This is a genomic window from Streptomyces sp. NPDC048484 (assembly GCF_040651415.1).
GTDB lineage: Bacteria > Actinomycetota > Actinomycetes > Streptomycetales > Streptomycetaceae > Streptomyces.
The window spans coordinates 130,638-147,257 of sequence record NZ_JBEZJY010000003.1 but is presented as its reverse complement, the minus strand read 5'-3'; the positions used below and the strand labels follow the sequence as shown (position 1 = coordinate 147,257).

16 protein-coding genes and 3 pseudogenes are annotated in these 16,620 nt (G+C 69.6%); 11 read left to right on the top strand and 8 right to left on the bottom strand.

Annotation, left to right across the window (positions count from 1 at the left end; all coding sequences use genetic code 11):
• Nucleotides 1–68 precede the first annotated feature (68 nt).
• On the bottom strand, nt 69–725 hold the full coding sequence (locus tag AB0D14_RS03980) for a response regulator transcription factor (protein WP_362774289.1): 657 nt from the start codon (nt 723–725) through the stop codon (nt 69–71).
• Nucleotides 722–3,112: an ATP-binding protein gene (locus tag AB0D14_RS03975; RefSeq protein WP_362774287.1), complete on the bottom strand. Its 2,391-nt coding sequence runs from the start codon at nt 3,110–3,112 to the stop codon at nt 722–724. Before AB0D14_RS03975 ends, AB0D14_RS03980 begins: the two co-directional genes overlap by 4 nt.
• A gap of 297 nt (nt 3,113–3,409) precedes the next feature.
• Here AB0D14_RS03975 and AB0D14_RS03970 point away from each other — a divergent pair, with 297 nt between their 5' ends.
• A complete protein-coding gene (locus AB0D14_RS03970) occupies nt 3,410–3,862 on the top strand; it encodes a peptidoglycan-binding domain-containing protein (RefSeq protein WP_362774285.1) in 453 nt (150 codons plus the stop codon).
• Between the two features lie 408 nt (nt 3,863–4,270).
• Entirely contained in the window at nt 4,271–4,645 is a 375-nt protein-coding gene (locus AB0D14_RS03965; RefSeq protein WP_362774282.1) for a VOC family protein, read from the top strand.
• 369 nt (nt 4,646–5,014) lie between these two features.
• Here the strand turns inward: AB0D14_RS03965 and AB0D14_RS03960 are convergent, their stop codons facing one another.
• Entirely contained in the window at nt 5,015–5,170 is a 156-nt protein-coding gene (locus AB0D14_RS03960; protein ID WP_362774280.1) for a hypothetical protein, read from the bottom strand.
• Nucleotides 5,171–5,624: 454 nt separating this feature from the next.
• Between AB0D14_RS03960 and AB0D14_RS03955 the strand changes: the two genes are divergently transcribed.
• The 6 genes and pseudogenes from AB0D14_RS03955 to AB0D14_RS03930 all read left to right on the top strand — a co-directional run bounded on the left by AB0D14_RS03955 (nt 5,625) and on the right by AB0D14_RS03930 (nt 10,395).
• Nucleotides 5,625–5,834, top strand: coding sequence for a hypothetical protein (locus tag AB0D14_RS03955; protein ID WP_362774277.1), 210 nt, complete (start codon nt 5,625–5,627; stop codon nt 5,832–5,834).
• 351 nt (nt 5,835–6,185) lie between these two features.
• On the top strand, nt 6,186–6,605 hold the full coding sequence (locus AB0D14_RS03950; RefSeq protein WP_362774274.1) for a GNAT family N-acetyltransferase: 420 nt from the start codon (nt 6,186–6,188) through the stop codon (nt 6,603–6,605).
• Nucleotides 6,606–6,639: 34 nt separating this feature from the next.
• Nucleotides 6,640–6,873 (top strand): annotated as a pseudogene (locus AB0D14_RS03945) (GNAT family N-acetyltransferase); the annotation flags it as partial.
• Between the two features lie 187 nt (nt 6,874–7,060).
• Nucleotides 7,061–8,506, top strand: a complete 1,446-nt coding sequence (locus AB0D14_RS03940) for a hemolysin family protein (RefSeq protein WP_362774272.1) — start codon at nt 7,061–7,063, stop codon at nt 8,504–8,506.
• Nucleotides 8,503–9,525, top strand: coding sequence for a hemolysin family protein (locus AB0D14_RS03935; protein WP_362774269.1), 1,023 nt, complete (start codon nt 8,503–8,505; stop codon nt 9,523–9,525). The genes AB0D14_RS03940 and AB0D14_RS03935 overlap by 4 nt, the downstream gene beginning before the upstream one ends.
• A 78-nt stretch (nt 9,526–9,603) precedes the next feature.
• On the top strand, nt 9,604–10,395 hold the full coding sequence (locus AB0D14_RS03930; RefSeq protein ID WP_362774267.1) for an SGNH/GDSL hydrolase family protein: 792 nt from the start codon (nt 9,604–9,606) through the stop codon (nt 10,393–10,395).
• 114 nt (nt 10,396–10,509) lie between these two features.
• Here AB0D14_RS03930 and AB0D14_RS03925 read toward each other — a convergent pair whose 3' ends face one another.
• Complete coding sequence (locus tag AB0D14_RS03925; RefSeq protein WP_362774264.1) at nt 10,510–11,175, bottom strand: TetR/AcrR family transcriptional regulator; 666 nt, start codon at nt 11,173–11,175, stop codon at nt 10,510–10,512.
• A 109-nt stretch (nt 11,176–11,284) separates the two neighbouring features.
• Between AB0D14_RS03925 and AB0D14_RS03920 the strand changes: the two genes are divergently transcribed.
• Complete coding sequence (locus AB0D14_RS03920; RefSeq protein WP_362774261.1) at nt 11,285–12,232, top strand: SDR family NAD(P)-dependent oxidoreductase; 948 nt, start codon at nt 11,285–11,287, stop codon at nt 12,230–12,232.
• A gap of 200 nt (nt 12,233–12,432) precedes the next feature.
• Here AB0D14_RS03920 and AB0D14_RS03915 read toward each other — a convergent pair.
• Nucleotides 12,433–12,647: pseudogene (locus AB0D14_RS03915) on the bottom strand (hypothetical protein); the annotation flags it as partial.
• Between the two features lie 359 nt (nt 12,648–13,006).
• Between AB0D14_RS03915 and AB0D14_RS03910 the strand changes: the two are divergent.
• Entirely contained in the window at nt 13,007–14,041 is a 1,035-nt protein-coding gene (locus tag AB0D14_RS03910; protein ID WP_362774656.1) for an alcohol dehydrogenase catalytic domain-containing protein, read from the top strand.
• 90 nt (nt 14,042–14,131) lie between these two features.
• Here AB0D14_RS03910 and AB0D14_RS03905 read toward each other — a convergent pair.
• The 3 genes and pseudogenes from AB0D14_RS03905 to AB0D14_RS03895 all read right to left on the bottom strand — a co-directional run.
• Nucleotides 14,132–14,296, bottom strand: a pseudogene (locus AB0D14_RS03905) (transcriptional regulator); the annotation flags it as partial.
• Nucleotides 14,297–14,356: 60 nt separating this feature from the next.
• Nucleotides 14,357–15,391 carry an L-idonate 5-dehydrogenase gene (locus tag AB0D14_RS03900; RefSeq protein WP_362774258.1) on the bottom strand — a complete coding sequence of 345 codons (1,035 nt, stop codon included), beginning with the start codon at nt 15,389–15,391 and terminating at the stop codon, nt 14,357–14,359.
• A complete protein-coding gene (locus tag AB0D14_RS03895) occupies nt 15,388–15,591 on the bottom strand; it encodes an SDR family oxidoreductase (RefSeq protein ID WP_362774255.1) in 204 nt (67 codons plus the stop codon). Before AB0D14_RS03895 ends, AB0D14_RS03900 begins: the two co-directional genes overlap by 4 nt.
• A gap of 119 nt (nt 15,592–15,710) precedes the next feature.
• On the opposite strand from AB0D14_RS03895, the gene AB0D14_RS03890 reads away from it, so the two are divergent.
• Complete coding sequence (locus AB0D14_RS03890) at nt 15,711–16,610, top strand: PhzF family phenazine biosynthesis isomerase (protein ID WP_362774252.1); 900 nt, start codon at nt 15,711–15,713, stop codon at nt 16,608–16,610.
• Nucleotides 16,611–16,620: the final 10 nt, after the last annotated feature.

Here is a 16,620-nt window from a genome sequence, read left to right as displayed (position 1 = left end):
TTCTCAACTGATCTGGCTTTCGCGGAAGTCTCGTTCGCTCAGCACGCGCCGCGACAAGAATCTGAGTCTCAGAGGTCGTCCACATCGACCAGCCCGTCCTGGATGGCGCGGGCCACCAGGCTTGCCTTGGTCCGCGCGGGGCGGCCGACGTTCGCGTACTTGATGCGCACCCGGTCCAGATACGAGTTGACGGTCCGTACGGAGATGCCGAGACGCTGCGCGACCAACTCCTTCGACTCCGACTGGAACCACTCGATGAGCACGTCCTCCTCGCGCGAGGACAGCTGGGGGCGGTCGGCACGGGTGTTCGTTCCCAGTGCGCCGGCCAGCGCCGGCGGCATGTAGGGCCGGTCATCGGCTGCCGCCAGCGTCGCCTCGACCAGGTGCTGTCGGCCCTCGCTCTTGGTCAGAAAGGTCGCGGCTCCCAGGTCCAGGCAGCTGAGCGCTGTCTTCTCGTCATCCCGCATCGAGTAGACGACGACCCGTCGTCCGGCGTCGACGAGTCTTCGGAGGCTGCCGAAGGCGGGGCCGCCCTCGCCCAGTTGCAGGTCCAGGATGACGACATCGGCCGTGCTGCCCGGTGGGGCCCAGGCTTCCTGTACGGAGCCGCTGGCCGCGACCACGGTGATGGGCCGACCCGATGCGGCGTACCACGCCTCTACGCCCGCGAGGATGGCGGGATGGTCGTCGACGACGACCACGCTGACCGGTGCGTTGTCACTCATGCCAGGTCAACTCCGGAGGCCGCCGGTCTTCTCCAGCCAGCCTCTACCCACACACTTCCGCCGCGCGTCGTTCGCACCACGGTCACCTTAGCGTCCGTGGCACGGCCGTGGGCTCGAGAGGCCTCTCCCGTGCCATGGACGTCGGCGCAGCCCTCGCTGATTACGCTCACGCGTACCGCGCGGGGGGTCCACACGACGGTGACCCGCGCGGTCGAGCGGGTATGGCCCAGAATCACCGCCACCGGGTCGACCAACTCCCTGCGTACCTCCACAGGCACCTCACCCGGCCGGCCTCGTACGGCCAGGCTCACCGTCACCCCCTGGTGCTCGGCCACCTCGACACATGCCCGCAACTCGTTCAGCAGCGGGTCCGAGACGGCATCGCCCTCGGCGAACAGGCGGCGCATACGGGTGGCTTCCACACCACACCGCAGCCTGACCTCCTGGTCGTGCGGGCTCAGCACACCGTGGCCAAGGCCCACGAGCAGCGGCACCGTCGTCGCCGTCAGGGCCCGGTAGCGCTCCTTGTGATCACGCTGCATGTCCTCGTGGATGCGTTCCCGGGTGCGCAGTTCTTCCTCCCGTGCGGCCGCGGTCCCCGCTGCCGGCGCCGTACCGTGAAGCAGGCGCGTCACCAGTAGACCGACGGAGAGTTGGAAGCCGCAGGCGGATATCGTGGAGATCCCCATGACGGCCAACTCGGCGACAGTGGGCGCCCCTGACAAGAACACAGCAGTCGCGTTGAGTCCCATATGCGCCCCAAGAAATGCCGCGTACACCCTGACCCGCAGGTCTGCCAGCAGGAACAGCGCATGCCAGCCGACCACTCCGAACGCCCAGTCCGCCGGACCTGTCGACTGCCCCGGCGGGAGCGTGAACGCGCATACCGCCGAAGCTGCCAGCACCGAACCCAGGCTCCACCCGCGCACCCTTGGCGGGATCTGCCGGCCACGCAGCAGATAGGCGCCCCCGGCCACCGCAACGGCGGCGAGGCAGACGAAGGCGGCTGTCTGTGCCCACGCAGGGCGGTACACGTCCTGGTGGACCATGAGCCGGCGCAGCGAGATGGTGAACTGCCACACCAGGCTGATCAGCAGTACGGCCAGTTGAGCCCCGTAGAGGAGCTGCCCGCGGATGAGGCGGACGGCAGCGCTGTGCTGCGCCTGGACGCGGGGCGGGCGCGGTGTGCCGCCAGCCCCTGCCTGTGATTCCCCGGCCCGGCCGTGCCAGCGCCACTGGACGCGGGTCCCGGTGCCCGGATGGGAGGTAACGGAAGCCGAGCCTCCGACCGTGTGCATCCTGCCGATGATGGAACCGGAGATGCCGCGGCGCCGGGCGGGGACGGACTGCGGGTCGAAGCCCCGTCCCGCGTCGGACAGTTCGACGACGACGCCGTCCTCCTCTGCCCACGCCCTGAGCTCCGCTTCCCGCACCCCGGCATGGCGTGCCACATTGGTGACGGCCTCCCGGACCCCGTTGAATATCGCAAGCCCAGGGCCGGACGGAGTCACGAGCGGGCCCTCGATGTACGTCTTGAGCTGCACCCTGGCGAGTCCCTCACCCTCGGGCACGCAGCTGAGAAGCGCCGCGAGGTCGACGCTTCCTGTCTCGAATCCGGGCATGGCGGACAACGCCTCCAGATCCTGTCTGGCCCGCGGCGGCAGCCACGACCAGTCCCGGCCGTCGCTCTGGGAAACCATCAGCAGTGTCGCGCTCGCCGTATCGTGCAGGGTCGCCAGGTACTCGCGCTCGGTCGCCCTCCGCGCGGCCGCGACAGCGGCCTCGCGGCGCGACGCCGCCCTGGCCGCGGCCGACCGGTCGGCCGCCCTGGCCCGCGCGCGAACCATGAGGAAAGCAGCCCGCGACAGGCCCGCCTGGACGAACATGCGCACCAGGGGTACTACGTCGGGGCTGTGCCCGGGCGAGGAGAGGACGTCTCCCAGCACGCAGACGACAGTCCCCAACGCGGCCAGGCCAAACCCGGCCACTGGGCGCGTCGCCCACTCGTACTGGAAAGCGACGACGCAGATGCCGACAATCGCCTCCACCATCACATCCGCGCTCTCGCCACCGAGCACCGGCTGAAACAGCCCCGTCAGCACCACCACGGCCGCGTCCAACGTCCACAGCAGGGCTAACGGGAGCGGGTGGCGCAGCGCGTAGAGGCGCACACCGCAGGCCAGGACAGCGGGCACCAGCAGAGACATCGCCAGAGGAATCTCCGCCACATCCGCCAACACGACGCCCAGCGCACCGCAGAGGCAGACCACGCTGGACCGGAGCCACACCCCGTACCGCTCGAGGGTCAGGATCAACAGACGCTCACTGGACCTGGGGCCGTCCATCGGCTCAGCGGCCCCGTTCTCCTCGTATCCCCCAGGCCGCATAGAGGCAAGGGTAGTAGCGGCAGTCGAGCTCAAAGGTCACGGCTGTGAACGAGAGGCGGTCTCGTCCGCTTCCTTGCGCGTATTCCGGTGTGCGTGCCGGCCGTTCCTTGTGGGGCGAACGACCGGCACACTCAGCGACCGGGCCGGGCTACTGTGCCCGTCATACGGGGCCAACACCGGCAGGGGCATCCCACATCAAGCCAGTGATCTCATGAGTTCACGCTGCTTCGTCACACCCGCACTCCCGTCCTGTAGGAACTCGGGCAGTCCGCCCGACAATTGGAAGGTGGAGCAGAATTGATCAAAATCCGAAGCAGGCGCGCCAAGTCGGCTACGGCCGTAGGGGCCCTTCTGGCTGGCCTCCTCGGCGGCGTTCTCGCCGGCGCGCCGTCTGCGACCGCCGCTGCGGCTGACTCCCCTTGCAGCTACGGGGCTTACCTGTACAACAAAGTCACAAACCCCACCTCGTACAAGTACGTCCCCTATGCCACCGGCGATGGGTCCAAGTGCTGGCTGGACCGGGGGATGAGCAACACGGCAGTCCGCGCCCTCCAGAAGAACCTGAATTCCTGCTACGGATACAGGCTGGCAACGGATGGGGACTTCGGAGGCCTCACCGAATCGGCGCTCGTCTCCGTTCAGAAGAAGGTGGGTGTCAGGGCGGATGGCGATTACGGTCCCAATACGCGGGATGCGATGGTGTGGGCCAACTACAGTATAGAAACCGGGGCACGGATCAATTGCAACTGACGAACAGCTGATGCACCACCCGGTTCCCGGCGTGGACATTCGCAACTGTCTCGGCGTGCGCGCCGCCGGCCCGCTGGGCGTGCGCCGCGCACCGTCGAGTTCCACCATCGCCGCCTCCTGACCCTCGTATGCCCCGGCGGGCTTGCCGAACTGCTCGGATGCGACCCCTCCGGCAGCCGGCCGTGGACGGCAAGGCCGCCCGCGGCTCACGCACGGACACCGGCCCGCCCGCCCACCTGCTCTCCGCTGTCCTGGAAGGCCAACGCACCGTCAGCCAGCTACGGGTGCCGGACAAGACCATCGGGGTCACCGGCGTGAACTGTCCACGAGTACTGCTTGGCATCGTGTTGATCCCGGAAGACGGTGCCCAGATGCGTGAGGGCGAGTGTCGGGGCAAGGCTGGAAAGCATGACTACAACACTTGGTGCCTTTGTTCTCGGTACTCCTGATCCTCCCGCGCTGGCCGACTTCTACCTGGCCCTGCTCGGCTGGCAGGAAGTCGATCGAAAGCCGGAGTGGGTCCGTTTGAAGTCCCCAGAACAGGAGCGCCCCGGGCTCAGCTTCCAGTTGGAGACCGATCACGCTGCTCCCACATGGCCGCAGCGGCCGGGCACTCAGCAGATGCAGGCGCATCTGGACCTGCAAGTCGATGACCTGGAGGCGGAGACGGAACGGGCTTGCGCCTTGGGCGCGACACTGGAGGAGTATCAGCCTCAGAAGGACGTGCGGGTCCTGCGCGACCCTCACGGTCATCCGTTCTGCCTCTTCCTACCGGGTGCCTGAACGCCGCTGGCTCGGCAGCGGGCGCTCTGGAACCGGTGCCCCGAGAACCTGCGGACAACGGAAACAGGCAGGCGGACACTACGAAACCCTGTCCGTAACTTGGGCTCCGCGGTCGACCGCGGTGGCAGGGCGGGACTGCGCACCGCGGTGGTGAGCATCGGTCCGGCAGAGTCCACGTCATCCCGGATGGCTTCCACCCGAGGGGTGGATGGTGTGCGCGTGGTCGGCCAGGTGGTCGTGCCGGACCACCGGTTTGTGCACCTGTACGTGTTTCTAAACTTGAAGGCTTGATCCAGCAGGTTTGGGGCAGGCGGGGCCAGTGTCATCTGCGCCGTCCGACCTGCTTTCCCAAGTACGGCATGCCTTGGCTCAGCCGGGGTTCCAGCTGGTTGGCGAAGATGCACAGGACAGCAGGCCCGGGCTTGCGGTGACGGCGGTGCCGGCCGGGGTGCTGGTGAGGTGGACGGACTCGGACAGGTTCGCTTCGCTGGCGAAGGACCAGCCCGGCGCCTCAGGCGACAGCATGCAGGCGATCGTGCAGGCTGCGGTCTCGGGGCTGTTGGTCCAGCTGGGACGCACCGTCACGGAACCGGAAGACGGCGGTGATCTGCTAGTCCTGGGGGCACTCCCCTGACCTGCTTCGTCGGTGGTGGGAGGGTGAGTTCAGGCCGCGATCCGGGACGGGGCAAGGCCAAGGTGATGCCCTGCCCTTTGTGAGCATCCGGGTGACCCGTGTGCGCCCGCATCGACGGCGGCTGTCGCCCTGACCATGGGTCCGCACGCCCCGCACGGCAGGTCGGTGTGCTGCCACCGTCGCTTGCTGCTTGCGCGCCGGGTGCTACGGGTTGAGTTGCTGGTGTACGTCGAGGTAGACGCCTCACGGCGCCAAGCCGTCAAGGGGACAGCTGGGAACTTGCTGTAGCTTTGCTGGCTGTTCGATTTCAGGCGCAAGGGGGCCTCGTTGGACGTGGTGCGGGTCATGGAGTCGTTGGCAGAGCAGGGCGTCACGGTTCTGTTCAAGGCTGACGCCGAGCGCATGCGCGACGGGACGAAGCCGTGGACATTCGTCGCAAGCGGGGCCCCTTTCCGCGAGGACCTGCTGGTGCGCACGGACGCCATCTCTGTGGAGGCTTGTCTCGGCGTCTGTCTGCCCCGGCTGCGTGAGTTCGGTCTGACCATTCCGGAGTGAGAACTCTGGTCTTCTCGGCTATGCCGCGGCTGCCTCATGTCCTCCCGACGGCGACGGGAAGGCCGGTGTTTCGTCGTAGCGTTCGCCGTGCTGCAGGCAGTAATAGATCTGGCCGACCAGGCGGTTGAACAAGTGACGCACGGAGGTTCACCCCCGTCCTCGAAGGTCGTTCGGCGAAGACACGGGGCGAACTCGCGCTGTACCCGTGGTCCCCACCGAAGTGGGCAGTACACGAGGATTCGGCCGACGAGCTCGCGGCTTGCAGAAAACCGGGACCAAGCCCACCCCTCCGTCGATTCCCCGCCGCGGAAACCGCTCGCCAGCAGGCGGGCACTCTGCTTGGCTCGCCCCATGAGCGATCTCCACATCCGCCACGCCACTCTCGCAGACGTCGACACCGTGCTGCAGTTCTGGTGCGACGCCGCAGAAGGAACGAGCATCAGCGACGACCACGACGGCGTGAACCAGCTCATCTCACGAGACCCCGAAGCACTGCTCCTCGCCGAGCGCGACGGCACCCTCACCGGAACCGTCATAGCCGGCTTCGACGGATGGCGATGCTCCGCCTACCGACTCGCCGTACACCCCGACCACCGTCGACAAGGCATCGCCACCGCCCTACTGGAAGCCGCAGAACAACGTTTCGCCGCCCTGGGCGGGCGACGCGTCGACGCCATGGTCCTAGAAGCCAATGAACAGGCCCACCACACCTGGGCTGCGAGTGGCTACCATCGCGAGGACCGCTGGCGACGCTGGGTCAAGCCCCTGTAGACACGGGCAGCGAGACGCTTGTGAGCAGCCAAGATTCGACGGCTGGCGCTGCCATCTGTACCGGCTCGCGGTGGATCCGGCCCGGCGACGTCAGGGCATCGGTTCGGCGCTCCTGGTCGCGGCGGAGGAGCGGTTCGCACGCCTCGGCGGGCGCCGCGCCGACGCGATGGTGCTGCGACGCAACGAATCGGCGCACCATGCCTGGCGCGCGGCGGGGTACGCGCCGGAAGAACACTGGCGGCGCTGGGTCAAGCCGCTGGTCGAGTGAACTCGGCCGGGGCTTCCCCGGCCATTCGATCACGCATTCGATCACAAGGGACTGCATCGTCCCCTTAGGAAAGGTGGGGGCGGCCGGCCATGGGCGAGCCTTCCGACAGCCGACGGCACGGCGTCCCGCCGCGTCGACATCGCGCGCTTCCTTCGTACCTGCCCGATCATGGAACGGAGGTGACCCGATGACCGAAGTACTCCTCCTCGCCGTTGCGGTGCTGCTCTCACTGGCCTGCGGCGTGTTCGTCGCGGCCGAGTTCTCGCTGACCACGGTCGAGCGAAGCCAGCTGGAACGGGCCGTCGAGCGCGGCGAGGTCGGCGCGACGGGCGCCCTCAGAGCCGTACGGAATCTCACCTTCCAGCTCTCCGGCGCGCAGCTCGGCATCACCGTCACCAACCTGGTCGTCGGCATGCTCGCCGAGTCGTCCGTCGCCGAGCTCATCGCCGGGCCCCTCGAAGCGGCCGGGGTACCGGGCTCGGCGACCTCGTCGGTCGCGTTGGTGATCGGTACGGCCCTGTCGACGGTCTTCCTGATGGTCGTCGGCGAGCTGGTGCCCAAGAACTGGGCGATCTCCTCACCACTCGCCGTGGCCAAGCGGGTGGCTACGCCGCAGCGCTGGTTCAGCGCGGTGTTCCGGCCGTTCATCTCCCACCTCAACAACACCGCCAACCGTGTCGTCCGCCGTTTCGGCGTCGAGCCCGCCGAGGAGCTGGCCTCCGCGCGCGGCCCGCGGGAACTGGTCGCCCTGGCCCGGCACTCCGCGAAGCTGGGCGCCCTGGAGGCGGACACCGCCGAACTGTTCGTCCGCACGCTGAACCTCGCCGACCTCACCGCGGAGAACGTCATGACGCCGCGTGTCCAGGTGATGTCCCTCGACGTCCAGGCGACCTGCGAGGACGTGGCGAACGCGACGCGGGCCACCGGCCTTTCACGCTTCCCCGTCCACCGCGGCAACCTCGACTCGGTCGTCGGGGTCGCGCACATCAAGGACGTCATCGGCGTGCCGGCCGACCGCAGGGCCCGTACGACCGTGTCGCAGGTGATGCGCGAGCCCCTGCTCGTACCGGAGACGCTGACCGTCGACCGGCTGCTGGACCGGCTGTCCGGCAAGCGCACGATGGCCGTCGTCATCGACGAGTACGGCGGCACCGCCGGGGTCGCGACCCTGGAGGACATCGTCGAGGAGGTCGTCGGCGAGGTGCGCGACGAGCACGACCCGCACGAGACGCCCGACCTGGCCCCGGCCGGGACGGACGACGAGGGCCGCACGCTGTACTCGGCCGACGGTTCCATCCGCACCGACCGGCTCGCCCGTGTCGGGCTGCGCGCGCCCGACGGGCCGTACGAGACACTCGCGGGTCTCATCGCGACGGAGTTGGGGCGCATCCCCGTCGAGACGGACACGGTCGAGGTCGCGGGGTGGCGGCTGGACGTCGTGGACGCCACGGGACGGCGGGCCGCACGCGTGCTGATGCACCCACCGGGCACCGGAGACACCCGTTCCGAAGAAACAGGATCAAGAGAAACGGGATCAAGAGGAACGGGACCGAAAGATGCGGGCTCGAAGGAAACGGAAACCGAAGTAGCAGGAACCGAAGCAGCGGGAACCGAAGGAGGGCGGGGGCGATGACCGCCGTACAACTGCTGATCGGCCTGGCCACCCTGGTCGTGAACGCCTTCTTCGTGGCGGCCGAGTTCGCGCTGATCTCCGTGCGCCGCAGCCAGATCGAGCAGTCCATGGAGAGCGGCGAGGCGGGCGACCGGCGGGCGCGCAGTGTGCTGTGGGGGCTGGAGCACGTGTCCGCGCTGATGGCGGCCGCGCAGCTCGGCATCACGCTGTGCACGCTGGTCCTGGGTATCGTCGCCGAACCCGCCATCGCGCATCTGCTGGAGCCGGTGTTCCACGCGGTGGGACTGTCGGCCGGAACCGGGCACGCCATCTCGTTCGTGATCGCGCTCGCCCTGGCCACGTATCTGCACATGCTGCTCGGCGAGATGGTGCCGAAGAACATCGCACTCGCCGAACCCGTGCGGACGGCCCTGCTGCTCGGTCCGCCGCTGGTCGCCCTGTCCCGGACGCTGCGGCCGGTGATCTTCACGGTCAACGCGTTCGCCAACGCGCTGCTGCGGCTGCTGCGGGTCGAGGTCCGGGACGAGGTGTCCGCGACCTTCTCCGACACGGAACTGGCCCGCCTCGTGAAGGATTCCAGTGCGGCGGGGCTGATCGACGACCGCGCCCAGGAGCGTCTGCACGACGCCCTGGAGCTGGGCCGCCGTCCCGTGCGCGACGTGGTGCTGCCGCTGGAACGGGTGGTCCACGCGCGCGTGGGCGTCACCCCGGAGCAGTTGGAGGCGCTGTCCGCCGAGTCCGGCTTCTCCCGCTTCCCCGTCGTGGACGACGGACTGCGCATCGTCGGCTACCTGCACGTCAAGGACGCCCTGGACGCGATGCCGCGCGACCTGCCGTTCCAGGTGCGGGACATGCGGTCCATCGCCCGCGTCCGGGAGAGCACGCCGCTCGACGACGTGCTGACCGCGATGCGGCGCGGTCGTACGCATCTGGCGGCGGTGCTCGGCTCGGACGGGCGGCTGGCCGGTCTTGTGACGATGGAGGACGTGCTGAGGGAGTTGTTCGGTCAGCCGGTGTGACGCTCCCGCGGAGCACGCCGACGGCTCCGCCGACGGGCAGACCAGCGGGTATGTGCACGCGCTATTATTTCTTCCGCCATGCAGACGAATGCCACCTTCACCAGCCTTGTCGCGGTCGGCGACTCCTTCACCGAGGGCATGTCGGATCTCCTTCCCGACGGCTCGTACCGGGGATGGGCGGATCTCCTCGCGGCCCGGATGGCCGCGCAAACGCCCGGCTTCCGCTACGCCAACCTCGCGGTGCGCGGAAAACTCATCGGACAGATCGTCGCCGAGCAGGTGGACGTCGCGGTGGCGATGCAGCCCGACGTGATCACGCTGGTCGGCGGCCTCAACGACACCCTGCGGCCCAAGTGCGACATGGTGCGCGTCCGGGATCTCCTGGAAGAGGCCGTGAACCGCCTGGCGCCGGCCTGCAAGCAGCTCGTCCTGATGCGCAGCCCCGGCCGCCAGGGCCCGGTCCTGGAACGGTTCCGCCCCCGTATGGAAGAACTGTTCGTCTGTATCGACGATCTCGCGTCCCGCCACGGCGCACTCGTGGTCGACCTCTACGGAGCGCGGTCCCTGGGCGACCCCCGCATGTGGGACGTGGACCGGCTGCATCTGACGGGCGAGGGACACCGCCGGGTCGCCGAGGCCGTGTGGCAGGCGCTCGGGCACGCGGCGCAGGACGCCGAGTGGCACACCCCGATGCCGCCCTCGGCCCCGCCCGGCTGGGCCGCCCGCCGGACCGCCGACGTCCGCTTCGCCCGCCAGTTCCTGCTGCCCTGGATCGGCCGCCGGCTGACCGGCCGCTCCTCGGGGGACGGCCGCGCGCCCAAACGACCGGAACTACTGCCGTACGAGGAGTACAAGGGGCCTGTGGAGTAGGGCAGCACCCGCGTCAGCCCCCGGGAGATCGAGGACCGCCGTTCTTCCGGCAGGCCGCGGGCGAAGGCGGTGCAGGCGCTGGTGGCCGTGCTCGGCGTTCCAGTGCGTCGCAGGTCAGCGGCGGGGCAGCACGCCCAGGAGGGTTGCGGTCAGGGCCAGCTTCAAGGAGTCCTTCAGCTCCAAGTGGAAGCGGGCCAGGTCGGGCTCGGCCTGGTAGGCCGCCTGCAGGCTGGGCGGGGGTGTGCTGTACGTCGGCAGCACGCCGGCCATGAGCATGGTTTGCAGGCTGAACAGCGTCGCGTTCTCGCCCAGCTCGGGCAGGTACTTCAGGATCAGGGCGGTCATGGTTGTCAGGCGGCCCAGGGAGGCGCGCTTGTAGCGTGCGACGACCTCGACGGAGACGTTGCGTTCCAGGACGCTGCTCTGTGCACCGAAGAGGTCGCACAGCACCACTCGGCCGGAGAGTGAGCGGCTGAGGACCTCGGCCACCGCTGCCGCTCGCTCGTCCATGGGCAGCTTCTCGTCGGCGCCGGCGGCCAACTCGCCTGCCAGTTCCGTCAGCCACTCCTGCAGGAGGCTGTCCAGCAGTTCCAGCAGCACCGCCTCGCGAGACTCGAAGTAGCGCAGCACGTTCGGCTTCGCCAGTCCTACGCGGCGGCTGAGCTCGTTCAGGGTGACCGCGGCCACGGGCATCTCGTCGAGCATCGCCGACGCCGTGTCGAGGATCGCCCGTCGGCGGATCTCCCGCTGCTCTTCGGTTCGCGCCCGCTGGAAAGTCACGACCACCACCCTAACTTAGGTACCTCCGGTACGTTGACAACGTACCGAGAGTACTTTAACGTCGTCGGCGCAAGATACCTTCGGTACGTTAGTTAGTTGGGAGCCTGGCATGAGCGAGAAGTGGACGACGGCGAATATTCCGGACCAGCGCGGGCGGGTGGCCGTGGTGACCGGGGCCAACACCGGCCTGGGGTACGAGACCGCCAAGGCGCTCGCCGAGCGCGGGGCCTCCGTGGTGCTCGCCGTGCGCAACGTCGAGAAGGGCGAGCAGGCCGCGGCCCGCATGACCGGCGACGTGAGCGTGCAGGCGCTGGACCTGACCTCGCTCGACTCCGTCCGGACCGCGGCCGCGGCGCTGCGGACCCGGCTCGGCCGGATCGACCTCCTGATCAACAACGCCGGCGTGATGTACACCCCGAAGCAGACCACCCGGGACGGCTTCGAGATGCAGTTCGGCACCAACCACCTCGGCCACTTCGCGCTCACCGGACTACTGCTGGATCTGATGCTGCCGGTGCCCGGCTCGCGCGTGGTGACGGTCAGCAGCACCGGCCACCGCATCCGGGCCGCGATCCACTTCGACGACCTGCACTGGGAGCGGTCGTACAGCCGGGTCGCCGCCTATGGCCAGTCCAAGCTGGCCAACCTGATGTTCACGTACGAGCTGCAGCGCCGGCTCGCCGCGCACGGCACCACCGTCGCGCTGGCCGCGCACCCCGGCCTGTCCAGCACCGAACTCGCCCGCAACACCCCCGCGGCCCTCCGGCTTCCGATCACCTGGCTCGCGCCGCTGATCACCCAGACGCCGGCGATGGGCGCGCTGCCGACCCTGCGCGCCGCCGCCGACCCCGCCGCGCTCGGCGGCCAGTACTACGGTCCCGGCGGATGCAACGAGGTCAAGGGCCACCCCCGGCTGGTCACCTCCAGCCCGCAGTCGTACGAGGCAGCCGTCCAGCAGCGGCTGTGGGCCGTCTCCGAAGACATCACCGGGGTGAAGTTCCCCGTCGTTCAGTCCATGCAGAACTCGTTTCCCTCCGGATTGGCCATCACGATTTGACGCCCTCACCTGCCCGAGGGCAGGTGATTCCGGTCCGTACTGCTACGCAGTACCACCACGGGTTCCTCTTTCACGGGCCTCTGCCGACCGGTGAGGAGCGGTCTTACAGGGCCTCCGCAGGCCTGACTTCCCGCCCGTCCGGCGGTAGGCCGGACAACCCCGTTGTCCGGCCAGGCGACCCGAGCCATGCCACTGCGACCCTACGGGCCGCTATGGACAGGATGCCCTTCACCTCCACCCCGAAGGGTGGAGCACTGGGCAAGTGTTCGGTAGCGCGCGCTGGCAGGAGGAGCCGGCTCGCGCGGCGCAAGCGGATGGCACCGAGACCGACGAGGCGCTCGCACTCCGCTTCGAGGGCGGCCGTCCGCTCGTCGCCGTGCAGACCGGGTGCGGCCCGTACGTCCAGGTGCAGGCGTCCGTGGGGGGCCCTGTCACACCCCGGAATGTCACTCCCCTGCACAGCCCGCCCTGGCACGCGGCGGGTGATGGGTGAAGAGTCGATGTCGTTGGAGATTTCCACCGGAGACCCCCACCCGGGGACGGGAGCACCGTCTCGGGGGCACTCCGGCCCAGATGGCGCAGGCTCGGGTATGGACACACGGTGAGTACGTCGTGCCCATTCCCGGGACCAGGGCGCCGAAGTACCTGGCGGACAACGCCGCGGCGGCAGATGTCGAGCTGAGCGCCGCGGCCCTCGCCGAACTCGACGCGCTGCCCGTGCCCACGGGCGGCCGCACTTTCCGATCAGCACCATCGCGCTTTGGGAGAAGTTTCATGCGAGCAACAGTGATGTACGGCGCCGGCGATGTCCGCGTCGAGAACGTCCCCGACCCCAAGATCCAGAACTCCACGGACGCCCTCGTACGCGTCGTGCGTTCCTGCGTCTGCGGGAGCGACCTGTGGCCGTACGGCTCCATGCCGGCCTCGGAGCACGGTCGGCACATGGGCCACGAGTTCCTCGGCGTGGTCGAGGACGTCGGATCGGACGTGTCGGGGCTGAGGTCCGGTGACCTGGTGGTCGCACCGTTCGTATGGGCGGACAACACCTGCGACTTCTGTGCCGAGGGCCTGCAGACCTCCTGTCGGCACGGCGGTCAGTGGGGCCTGAACGGTGTGGACGGCGGCCAGGGCGAGGCCGTGCGGGTCCCGCAGGCGCAGGGCACGCTGGTGAAGCTGCCGGTGGCCGAGGACTCGGCCCTGTTGCCGTCCCTGCTGACGCTGTCCGACGTGTACTGCACCGGCCACCACGGAGTGGTGACCTCCCGGGTCGCCCCCGGCAGGTCCGTCACCGTGATCGGTGACGGCGCTGTCGGACTGTGCGCGGTGCTGGCCGCCAAGCGGCTGGGTGCCGAGCAGATCATCCTCATGGGGCGGCACACGGACCGTACCGACCTGGGCCGCGACTTCGGCGCCACCGACGTCGTGCCCGAGCGCGGCGAGGAAGGCATCGAGCGGGTGCGGGAGCTGACGGGTGGCGACGGCACGCACGCGGTGGTGGAGGCCGTCGGCGCCACACAGGCGATGGACACGGCGCTCGGCATCGTCCGTGACGGTGGTGTGATCAGCCGGCTGGGCGTCGCCCAGTACACCGGCATCCCGCTCGGATTCGAGTCGATGATGGCCAACATCACCGTCACCGGTGGCGCCGCCCCGGCCCGCGCCTACATCGAGGAACTGCTGCCCGACATCCTCGACGGCACGGTCGATCCCGGTCGGGTCTTCGATCACACGGTCGCCTTCGACGGCGTACCGGACGGCTACCGGGCCATGGCCGACAGGACCGCTCTGAAGGTCTTGATCCAGCCCTGATCCACGGCCCCTCCGGCGCCGTCCTCCGACGTGTCGGAATGCCCGCGGCGCCGTCAGTTCCGTTTCTCTTCGGCGTGTTCCGCGTTCGGCCCAACTGCGGGCGAACTCCGGGCTCTTCAGCAGGAGTTCACCGACCAGCCGGGGCAGGTCCGGTGCGTCGATCCCGGCGAGCAGCCTGCGCCCGGCGGGGTCCGCGGCGAGCAGGTCGTTCGTACGGCTGACCACGTAGGCGGGGGCCGGCCGCAGGCTTTCGAGCCCTGCCCCGCCCGCCCCACGAGCAGGACGGCCCGCCTGGACCGCACCCGGGTGGCGTCGTCAGAATGCGAGCAGGACCTTGCCCGAGACCGAGGCGTCGGCGGCGACCGCGAAGGCCTCCAGCGCCTCCTCCACGGGGAAGGAGTGCGTGACGACCGGATCGATCGCCAGGGATCCGTCGGCGAGCGCGGTGATCACGTCGTCGATCTCGTCGTTGAAACGGAACGAGCCGACCAGCCGCAGTTCCCGGGTGATGGCGTGCGCGACCGGTACGGGCTGGTCGCCGTTCGGCAGCAGGCCCACCATGACCACCGTTCCGCCGCGGGTGGCGCCGCGCAGGGCGGACGCCAGGCCTCGGTGGCTGCCGGAGGACTCGATGACCACGTCCGCGTCCACGGCGGCGATGGCCTCGGCGTCCCCCGCGTCCAAGGTGCGGGTGGCACCTACGGCGGTCGCGATCTCGCGCGGCTTCGCGTGCAGGTCGACCGCCACGATCTCCACGGCGCCGGCCCGTGCCGCCACCGCCACGGCGAGCGCTCCGATGGGTCCGCTGCCGACGACGAGGACGCGCTTGCCCCTGAGATCGCCGGCCCGGGACACGGCGTGCCAGGCGACGGCGGCCGGCTCGGCCAGGGCGGCGACCCGGAGGTCGATCCCGCGGGGCAGCTCGCGCAGCATCGCCGCGGGCAGCACGATCTCGCGGGCGAAGGCTCCCTCGGTGTGCGGGAACCGGGCGGCCGAGCCCAGGTAGCGCACGGCGGGCGACAGGTTGGGGCGGTGCCGGGGGAAGCGGACGTCGGTGTCCTCGTGGGTCGCGGGGTGGACCGTGACCGGGGTTCCCTCGGCCGGACCGGTTCCGTCGGACGCCGCGTGCACGACGGTGCCGACCACCTCGTGCCCGAGGACCATCGGCGCCCGGAGGATCGATTGGCCGACGGCGCCGTGCCGCCAGTAGTGCAGGTCGGAGCCGCAGATGCCGCCGTAGGCGACGGCGACGGCCGCTTCGTACGGCTCGGGAGTGCGCAGGTCGACCTGCTCGACCCGGAGGTCGTCGGCGCCGTGGGCGACGACCGCGGTGGTGGTGCTGGTGGTCATGGACGGTTCCCTTCTCGGACGACAGCCGTCATGCCGCCGTCAGCCGTCATGCCGCCGTCGACGAAGACGACCTGGCCGTTGACGTGGTCGGCGGCGTTGGACGCGAGCCACACGGTGGGGCCGACCACGTCGGCCACCGTCCCCCAGCGTCGGGCGGGGGTGCGACCAAGGATCCACGAGTTGAACGCCTCGTCGTCCACGAGGTGCGCTGCTCAAGCCGGTTCCGACCCCCATTCAGCCGAACAATCGTCCTCATGGACATGGGATGGACATGGGTATGGCGGGAACTGCCATGGCCCCGCCCCGCGTTGCCAGGAGCATGACGACTAACACGCCGAGGCCCGAGGTGCTGCGCTACACCGCCTTCTCCAGCGCCCCCGACGGCGGAAACCCCGCAGGTGTCGTTCTGGACGCCACCACCCTGGCCGACAGCGACATGCTGGCCATCGCCGCCGACCTCGGATACTCGGAGTCCGCGTTCCTGACCGCGCCCCCGGAGGGCCTCGGCGGCCAGGAGGGGCGGGCCTACAGCATCCGCTACTTCAGCCCCAAGGCCGAGGTGCCGTTCTGCGGGCACGCCACCGTCGCGGCCGCTGTCGCGCTCGCCGAGCGGACAGGCCCCGGGGAGCTGGTGTTCGCGACGCGCGCAGGCACCGTGCCCGTGGAGGTGGCCGAGGAGGGCGAGACGCTCCGGGCCACGCTCACCAGTGTCGAGCCGCACATCGAGGAGATCGCCGACGCCGACCTCGTGGAGGCGCTCGCCGCACTCGACTGGCCGACCACCGATCTCGACCCGGCCTTCCCGCCCCGCATCGCCTTCGCCGGCGCCCGTCACCTCGTTCTCGCGGCGGCCACCCGCGAGCGCCTCGCGGATCTCGCCTACGACTTCACGCGCCTCGAAGCCCTGATGCACCGCTTGGATCTGACCACGGTCCAGCTGGTGTGGCGGGAGTCGGCCGCCATCTTCCATGTCCGTGACCCCTTCCCCGTCGGCGGCGTCGTAGAGGACCCGGCGACCGGCGCCGCAGCCGCCGCGTTCGGCGCGTACGCCCGTGAGCTCGGCCTGGTCCCCGAGGACGCCGTTCTCACCCTGCACCAGGGCACGGATCTGGGCCGCCCCGGCGAGCTCACGGTGACGCTGCGCGCGGGTGACCCGCGCGTCCGTGTCAGCGGCGCCGGTACTCGCATCAGGACCGGCCAGGGAGCCTCTGACCTGTAGCTTCCTACAC

Excerpts from the sequence above, each read along its gene's own strand:
- AB0D14_RS03900 (WP_362774258.1), bottom strand. The coding sequence starts at position 15,391 with ATGACCACCAGCACCACCACCGCGGTCGTCGCCCACGGCGCCGACGAC.
- AB0D14_RS03965 (WP_362774282.1), top strand. The coding sequence starts at position 4,271 with ATGACTACAACACTTGGTGCCTTTGTTCTCGGTACTCCTGATCCTCCC.
- AB0D14_RS03890 (WP_362774252.1), top strand. The coding sequence starts at position 15,711 with ATGACGACTAACACGCCGAGGCCCGAGGTGCTGCGCTACACCGCCTTC.
- AB0D14_RS03920 (WP_362774261.1), top strand. The coding sequence starts at position 11,285 with ATGAGCGAGAAGTGGACGACGGCGAATATTCCGGACCAGCGCGGGCGG.
- AB0D14_RS03940 (WP_362774272.1), top strand. The coding sequence starts at position 7,061 with ATGACCGAAGTACTCCTCCTCGCCGTTGCGGTGCTGCTCTCACTGGCC.
- AB0D14_RS03935 (WP_362774269.1), top strand. The coding sequence starts at position 8,503 with ATGACCGCCGTACAACTGCTGATCGGCCTGGCCACCCTGGTCGTGAAC.
- AB0D14_RS03930 (WP_362774267.1), top strand. The coding sequence starts at position 9,604 with ATGCAGACGAATGCCACCTTCACCAGCCTTGTCGCGGTCGGCGACTCC.
- AB0D14_RS03910 (WP_362774656.1), top strand. The coding sequence starts at position 13,007 with ATGCGAGCAACAGTGATGTACGGCGCCGGCGATGTCCGCGTCGAGAAC.
- AB0D14_RS03975 (WP_362774287.1), bottom strand. The coding sequence starts at position 3,112 with ATGCGGCCTGGGGGATACGAGGAGAACGGGGCCGCTGAGCCGATGGAC.
- AB0D14_RS03950 (WP_362774274.1), top strand. The coding sequence starts at position 6,186 with ATGAGCGATCTCCACATCCGCCACGCCACTCTCGCAGACGTCGACACC.
- AB0D14_RS03960 (WP_362774280.1), bottom strand. The coding sequence starts at position 5,170 with ATGCTGTCGCCTGAGGCGCCGGGCTGGTCCTTCGCCAGCGAAGCGAAC.
- AB0D14_RS03980 (WP_362774289.1), bottom strand. The coding sequence starts at position 725 with ATGAGTGACAACGCACCGGTCAGCGTGGTCGTCGTCGACGACCATCCC.
- AB0D14_RS03955 (WP_362774277.1), top strand. The coding sequence starts at position 5,625 with ATGGAGTCGTTGGCAGAGCAGGGCGTCACGGTTCTGTTCAAGGCTGAC.